Annotated in this window: 7 protein-coding genes; all 7 read left to right on the top strand. The window is 61.1% G+C overall.

The window, feature by feature from the left end; all coding sequences use genetic code 11:
• Positions 1-128 precede the first annotated feature (128 nt).
• Positions 129-1,799 carry a CTP synthase gene (locus VF436_RS02025; protein WP_330902305.1) on the top strand — a complete coding sequence of 557 codons (1,671 nt, stop codon included), beginning with the start codon at positions 129-131 and terminating at the stop codon, positions 1,797-1,799.
• Positions 1,796-2,638 (top strand): 3-deoxy-8-phosphooctulonate synthase, encoded by an 843-nt coding sequence (gene kdsA, locus VF436_RS02020; protein WP_330902304.1) that lies wholly within the window; start codon positions 1,796-1,798, stop codon positions 2,636-2,638. The genes VF436_RS02025 and kdsA overlap by 4 nt, the downstream gene beginning before the upstream one ends.
• 351 nt (positions 2,639-2,989) lie before the next feature.
• A complete protein-coding gene (eno, locus tag VF436_RS02015) occupies positions 2,990-4,288 on the top strand; it encodes a phosphopyruvate hydratase (RefSeq protein ID WP_330902303.1) in 1,299 nt (432 codons plus the stop codon).
• A 20-nt stretch (positions 4,289-4,308) separates the two neighbouring features.
• The gene (gene ftsB / locus VF436_RS02010) at positions 4,309-4,632 is read left to right on the top strand and encodes a cell division protein FtsB (protein ID WP_330902302.1); all 324 of its coding nucleotides are present in this window, start codon (positions 4,309-4,311) and stop codon (positions 4,630-4,632) included.
• A 2-nt stretch (positions 4,633-4,634) separates the two neighbouring features.
• A complete protein-coding gene (ispD, locus tag VF436_RS02005) occupies positions 4,635-5,345 on the top strand; it encodes a 2-C-methyl-D-erythritol 4-phosphate cytidylyltransferase (protein ID WP_330902301.1) in 711 nt (236 codons plus the stop codon).
• Positions 5,345-5,818 (top strand): 2-C-methyl-D-erythritol 2,4-cyclodiphosphate synthase, encoded by a 474-nt coding sequence (gene ispF / locus VF436_RS02000; RefSeq protein WP_330902306.1) that lies wholly within the window; start codon positions 5,345-5,347, stop codon positions 5,816-5,818. Before ispD ends, ispF begins: the two co-directional genes overlap by 1 nt.
• Positions 5,815-6,805: magnesium transporter (locus tag VF436_RS01995; RefSeq protein ID WP_330902300.1), on the top strand; the 991-nt coding region annotated here is incomplete at its 3' end. The genes ispF and VF436_RS01995, both read left to right, overlap by 4 nt.

The raw sequence follows: 6,805 nt of genomic DNA, 5'->3' as shown, positions 1-6,805 counted from the left end.
TGTCACCGGGGGCCGAGCAAGGGGCGCAGGAGCCTCAGTTATCCAGAAGCCTGAATCCTTCCTTCGCAACATCTCGCAGCCCGCCCCGACTTCCTCTAAAATACCTATTTCCAGCACGGCTGCTTCCCATGACCCCCCTGATTTTCGTCACCGGCGGTGTGGTGTCCTCCTTAGGCAAGGGCATCGCAGCGGCGTCGCTTGCGTCCATTCTGGAAGCACGCGGGCTCTCAGTCACCATGATGAAGCTCGACCCCTATATCAATGTGGACCCGGGCACCATGAGCCCGTTCCAGCATGGCGAGGTTTACGTCACCGACGATGGTGCCGAAACCGATCTGGACCTGGGCCATTACGAGCGTTTCGTTCATACCCGCCTGACTGGCAAGAATTCCATCACTACCGGCAAGATCTATGAGTCGGTAATCCGCAAGGAGCGTCGGGGTGACTATCTGGGTGCTACCGTTCAGGTAATTCCGCATATCACCGACGAGATCAAACATTGCATCCATGAGGCCACCCGTGGTTTCGACGTGGCCCTGGTCGAGATCGGCGGCACGGTGGGTGATATCGAGTCGCTGCCCTTCCTTGAAGCCATTCGCCAGTTGCGCATCGAGCATGGCCCGGAAAAGTGCCTGTTCATGCATCTGACCTTGGTGCCGTATATCAAGGCCGCGGGCGAGATCAAGACCAAGCCGACCCAGCACTCGGTCAAGGAGCTGCGCTCGATCGGTATTCAGCCCGACGTCCTGCTTTGCCGCTGCGAGCAGCCCTTGCCCGATGGCGAGCGCCGCAAGATCGCCCTGTTCACCAACGTTCCCGAGCAGGCGGTCATCAGCGCGACGGATGTGGACATCATCTATAAGCAACCGCTATGGCTGCATAAGCAGGGGTTGGACGATATTGTGATCAAGCGCCTGGGGCTGGAGGCTGGCCCGGCCGACCTGTCCAGCTGGCAGCGCACCGTGGATGCGGTCGAGCATCCCAAGGACGAGATCACGGTTGCCATAGTCGGCAAATATGTCGAGCACAAGGATGCCTACAAGTCGCTTGGCGAAGCGTTGCGCCACGGCGGTATCAAGCAGCAGACGCGGGTCAACCTGGCCTGGATCGATTCCGAGCAGATCGAAGCCGATGGAGCTGCCAAGGTGTTGGGCGAGGCCGATGCGATCCTGGTACCCGGCGGTTTCGGCAAGCGTGGTTTCGAAGGCAAGGTACTTGCTGCCCGTTATGCGCGTGAGCACGGCGTGCCCTACTTCGGCATCTGCTATGGCATGCATGCAGCAGTAGTCGACTTCGCCCGCCATGTCGCGGGTTTGGCTGGGGCCGATTCCAGCGAGAACGACCGTAACAATCCACACCCGGTGATCGGCTTGATTACCGAGTGGACGACTGCCTCCGGCGAGGTGGAAACGCGCAACGAGCGTTCGGACCTGGGAGGCACCATGCGCTTGGGGTCGCAGGAGTGCCGCCTCAAGGCAGGCACGCTTGCCCGCGAGCTTTATGGCCAGGACGTGATACGCGAGCGTCATCGCCATCGTTACGAATTCAACAACCGCTATAGGCAGACCTTCGAGGATTTGGGTCTGGTGATCTCTGGCAAGTCGATGGACGATTTGCTGGTCGAAATCGTCGAACTGCCGCAGCAAAAACATCCCTGGTTCCTCGGTTGCCAGGCGCACCCGGAATTCACCTCGACGCCGCGCGACGGCCATCCTTTGTTTATCGGCTTCGTTCACGCGGCGCGTGAATTCAAGGCCGTGCGCGAAGGGCAGTTGCTGGCCAAGGAGTCCGTCGCATGAAGCTCTGTGGTTTTGACGTAGGCCTGGACAAGCCGTTGTTCCTGATCGCAGGGCCATGTGTGGTCGAGTCCGAACAATTGCAGCTCGATGTGGCCGGCAAGCTCAAGGAGATCACCGGCACGCTGGGTGTCCATTTCATCTTCAAGTCCAGCTTCGATAAGGCCAACCGCTCCTCGGGCAAGAGTTTCCGTGGTCCGGGCATGGAAGAGGGGTTGCGTATCCTGGGTGAGGTCAAGCGCCAGATCGGCGTGCCCGTGCTCACAGACGTGCACGAATACACGCCGATGAATGAAGTGGCTGCCGTGGTCGACGTCTTGCAGACGCCGGCCTTCCTGTGCCGTCAGACCGACTTCATCCAGAATGTTGCGCGAGCTGGCAAGCCCGTAAACATCAAGAAAGGCCAGTTCCTCTCCCCATGGGAGATGAAGAACGTGACCGAGAAGGCCAAGGCTGTTGGCAACAACGAGATCATGGTCTGCGAGCGCGGTGCCAGCTTTGGCTACAACAACCTGGTTTCTGACATGCGCTCACTGAGCGTGATGCGTGATACCGGCTGCCCGGTGGTGTTCGATGCCACGCACTCGGTGCAGTTGCCGGGTGGGCAGGGCACTAGTTCCGGTGGTCAGCGCGAATTCGTGCCGGTGCTCGCACGTGCGGCCGTGGCCGTGGGGGTGGCGGGCCTGTTCGCCGAGACCCACCCCAATCCTGCGCAGGCGTTGAGCGACGGTCCCAACGCTTGGCCGCTGGACAAGATGGCTGCGCTGCTGGAGACCCTGCTGGAGCTCGATACCGTCACCAAGAAGCATGGCTTCCTGGAAAGCGTGTACGGCGCACGATGACGCCAGTGGCCGGGACGACGACACTTTCGCCGCCCGTCCACTCCCGATGGGCCGTCGTGTCGGCTGTGCTGTGGGGCCGTGGCGTTGTGCGACATCTTGCTGTTGATGGCGCGGGTGGTATGCCTGCTGAGCCTTCGCCTGAAACCATGCATAGAACCCTTATAGGCGGCCGCGCTGGGTTTTTTATGTTTCCCCCCTTGGCCCTGGCTGATTTCGCGGTAGGCTTGGCAGCTATCCGCAGGCCGCCCAGCGCAAGCGCTATGCGCACGTGGGGATTGCGCAGGGCCTGCTGTTCCTTGCGTTCATCTTGATCGCCTTCTTATTGCCTAAAACTGCACGACTGGGAGTTCCATGAGCACTGACATCACTCGCATCCACGCCCGCGAAATCCTCGATTCCCGTGGTAACCCCACGCTCGAAGCGGAAGTGACCCTGGCTGGCGGTGGCTTTGGTCGCGCGGCAGTTCCCAGCGGCGCGTCCACCGGTTCGCGCGAGGCCGTTGAACTGCGCGACGGTGACAAGTCGCGTTACCTGGGCAAGGGCGTCAAGAACGCCGTGGCCAATGTCAACGGCGCCATCGCCGATGCCCTGAAAGGCTTCAATGCGGCCGATCAGAAGGGCTTGGACGACAAACTCATCAGCCTCGATGGCACGCCCAACAAGGGGCGCCTCGGTGCCAACGCGCTGCTGGGCGTTTCCATGGCCGCCGCACATGCCGTGGCCGCGTCGCGTGGCGAGCCGCTGTGGAAATATCTGTCGCAAGGTAAGCCGGGTAGCCTGCCTGTGCCGATGATGAATATCATCAACGGCGGCGCTCACGCCGACAACAACGTCGACGTGCAGGAGTTCATGGTGCTTCCGGTGGGTCTGCCCAGCTTCGCCGAAGCGTTGCGCGCCGGCACTGAGATTTTCCATGCTCTGAAGGGCGTGCTCAAGGGCAAGGGCCTCAATACGTCCGTCGGTGATGAGGGCGGTTTCGCGCCAAACCTGCGTTCCAACGTCGAGGCACTGGATACCATTCTCGAAGCCGTGCACAAATCCGGTTTCAAGATCGGCAGCGACATCCTGCTCGGCCTGGACGTCGCCAGTTCGGAATTCTTCAAGGAAGGCAAGTATGACCTCGAAGGCGAGGGTAGGGTCTACAGTCCTGCCGAATTCGTCGATGTACTGGCCAGTTGGGCCAAGCAGTATCCGATCGTCACCATCGAAGATGGCATGGCCGAGGGCGACTGGGATGGCTGGAAGCTTCTCACCGACAAGATCGGCAATAGCGTGCAACTGGTTGGCGACGACCTGTTCGTCACCAACCCGAAGATCTTCCGCGAAGGTATCGACAAGAAGATCGCCAATGCCATCCTGATCAAGGTGAACCAGATCGGCACGCTGTCAGAGACGCTCGAGGCCATTGCCATGGCCGATGCGGCCAGGTACGCCGCCATTGTGTCGCACCGTTCGGGGGAAACCGAGGACACCACCATTTCGGACATCGCCGTGGCGACGACGGCCACGCAGATCAAGACCGGCTCGTTGTGCCGCACAGATCGCGTAGCCAAGTACAATCAGCTGTTGCGCATCGAGGAACAGCTCGGCGCCTCGGCCAGGTATGCCGGCCGTGATGCGTTCCCCAGTCTTTCGCACCTGCCAGGCTGACGGGACGGATTCGATACGCCATGCTGCGATGGGTCGCGCTCATCCTGCTGCTGATACTCGTGGGCCTGCAACTCAAGTTATGGGGCCCACACGGTGGCATGCACGAGGTGCAATCCCTCCGTGTTGCCGTGCAGAAGCAGAAAGATGAGAACGATCGGCTGCTCCAGCGGAATCAGGCGCTTGGCGCGGACGTCCAGGATTTAAAAACCGGCGAGCAGGCCGTCGAAGCGCGAGCGCGCAACGAGCTGGGCCTGATCAAGCCGGGTGAGGTGTTCTACCAGGTAGTCGACAAGCCCGCCGATGGCAGTTCCGTGCCGGTCCCGGCCGGCAGTAGCGGGCGTTGAACATGAACAAGCCGGTCTGGTGTGTTGTGCCGGCGGCAGGACGCGGAATGCGAGTCGGTGGTCCACGGCCCAAGCAGTACATGCCGTTGGCGGGGAGGCCATTAATCGAGCACACGCTCGATCAATTGGCGTGCCATCCAGCCGTGGCAGGGCTGCTCGTGGTGCTGGCTCCTGACGACGGCTATTGGGCCTCCGTAGGCACACCGGCCTCCAGGTCCGTGCTCACGACCGTCGGTGGTGTCGAGCGCTGCCATTCGGTGCTGGCTGGCCTGGCGGCATTGCCGTCGGAAGTGGCTGGCGATGACTTCGTGCTAGTGCACGATGCAGCAAGGCCATGCGTGCGTCATGAAGACATTACGCGACTGATCGAGCAGGCCGGCGCGCTGGAGGGGGGGCTTTTGGGGGCGCCGTTGCGCGATACCCTCAAGCGTGCGGATTCCTCACTCCGCAGTTGCCAGACCGAGCCCCGTGATCATCGCTGGCGCGCTTTCACGCCACAGATGTTCAGGCGAGGTGCCTTGTCCGACGCCCTGCGTGCGGCCGACGCGGCTGGCGTCGTGGTCAGCGACGAAGCCATGGCGATGGAGCGCGCGGGTTTTGCGCCGCTGTTGGTGGAGGGGGCCGAGGACAACATCAAGGTTACGACGGCGACGGATTTCGCCCTCGCCGAATTTCTGCTTCAAAGGCTTCACACAAGGAACGCGGCTTCATGATGCGCATCGGCCAGGGTTTTGACGTGCATGCGTTTGGCGAAGGCCAATTCGTGATGCTGGGAGGCGTGAGGGTTCCCCATACGCAGGGTATCGTGGCCCATTCAGATGGCGACGTGGTCATCCATGCCTTGTGCGACGCAATATTCGGCGCGCTTGCCGTGGGCGATATCGGCCAGCATTTTCCGCCATCGGACGAGCGCTGGCGAGGGGCTGACAGCAGTGCTTTCCTGCGTCATGCCGTCAAGCTGATGCGCAACCATGGTTATGCGCTAGGTAATGCTGACATTACTGTCATATGCGAGCGACCGAAGGTGGGGCCGCATGCGTTGGTCATGCGAGAGCATCTGGCTGGCGTGATTGACTGCAGCGTCGACCAGATAAGCATCAAGGCGACTACGACGGAAAAACTCGGCTTCACCGGGCGCGGCGAGGGCATTGCGGCCCAGGCCGCGGTGCTCCTGGTGATCTCGTGAGCGACGTTCACACTTCAGGCGCTGGCGCACGGCTGCATGAGCCGTTGACGGCAGTGATGGAGTTGTTGCGGCTCTACCGTCTGGCTATGGCCGAGTACGCCGATGAGGCATCCGGTGAATTGCTTGCGGCCGACCATGCGCTTGCCGGGCAAGCGCTCGGCCGTCTGCATGACCAGCTTGATGCGCTGCACCCCGCGGACGTCGCATACATTCTTGAATCCTTGCCGCCCGACGACCGTCTCATCGTCTGGCATCGCGTCAAATCCGACCGGGACGGTGAGATTCTTCTGGAGGTCTCCGACGCGGTTCGCGAATCCTTGATCGCGGACATGGATGAAGGGGAGATTCTCGCCGCGGTCGAGCCGCTCGATGCCGATGAGCTGGCCGATCTTGTCGAGGATCTCCCCGAGGAAGTGCTGCCCGAACTGATGGCCAGCCTCGACGCGCAGCAGCGTGAGCGAGTTCAGTCAGCGCTTTCCTACGCCGAAGACCAGCTTGGTGCACTGATGGATTTCGAGATGGTGACCATCCGCGAAGACATCAGTCTGGAGACCGTACTGCGCTATCTACGGCGTTTTGATGAAATTCCGCCGCAAACGGACAAGCTGTTCGTCATCAACCAAGAGAACGTACTTACCGGCGTATTGCCGTTGCACTGGTTATTGGTAAATCCACCAGACAAGATGGTCAGCGAGGTCATGGCACCAGACGTGAACACCTTCGCGCCGGATGACGATGCCTACCATGTGGCACAGGCTTTCGAGCGCTATGACCTGGTGACGGCTCCCGTGGTCGACTCCAATGGTCGGCTCATCGGCCGTATTACTGTCGATGCCATGCTCGACGTCATCCGTGAGGAAGGCGAAAGCGAAGCGCTCAGTCGTGGCGGCCTGCGTGAGGAGGAAGATATCTTCGCCTCGGTATGGGCGTCGCTGCGCAATCGTTGGGCTTGGCTGGCAGTCAACCTGGTCACGGCGTTTATTGCCT

The organism is Dyella sp. (genome assembly GCF_036384435.1).
GTDB lineage: Bacteria > Pseudomonadota > Gammaproteobacteria > Xanthomonadales > Rhodanobacteraceae > GSA-30.
The sequence above is the reverse complement of the archived record's forward strand: the minus strand, read 5'-3'. Positions and strand labels throughout refer to the sequence as shown.

Bases quoted from the DNA above. Each gene is read 5' to 3' on its own strand.
- kdsA (WP_330902304.1), top strand. From the start codon at position 1,796: ATGAAGCTCTGTGGTTTTGACGTAGGCCTGGACAAGCCGTTGTTCCTG.
- ispD (WP_330902301.1), top strand. From the start codon at position 4,635: ATGAACAAGCCGGTCTGGTGTGTTGTGCCGGCGGCAGGACGCGGAATG.
- eno (WP_330902303.1), top strand. From the start codon at position 2,990: ATGAGCACTGACATCACTCGCATCCACGCCCGCGAAATCCTCGATTCC.
- ispF (WP_330902306.1), top strand. From the start codon at position 5,345: ATGCGCATCGGCCAGGGTTTTGACGTGCATGCGTTTGGCGAAGGCCAA.
- ftsB (WP_330902302.1), top strand. From the start codon at position 4,309: ATGCTGCGATGGGTCGCGCTCATCCTGCTGCTGATACTCGTGGGCCTG.
- VF436_RS02025 (WP_330902305.1), top strand. From the start codon at position 129: ATGACCCCCCTGATTTTCGTCACCGGCGGTGTGGTGTCCTCCTTAGGC.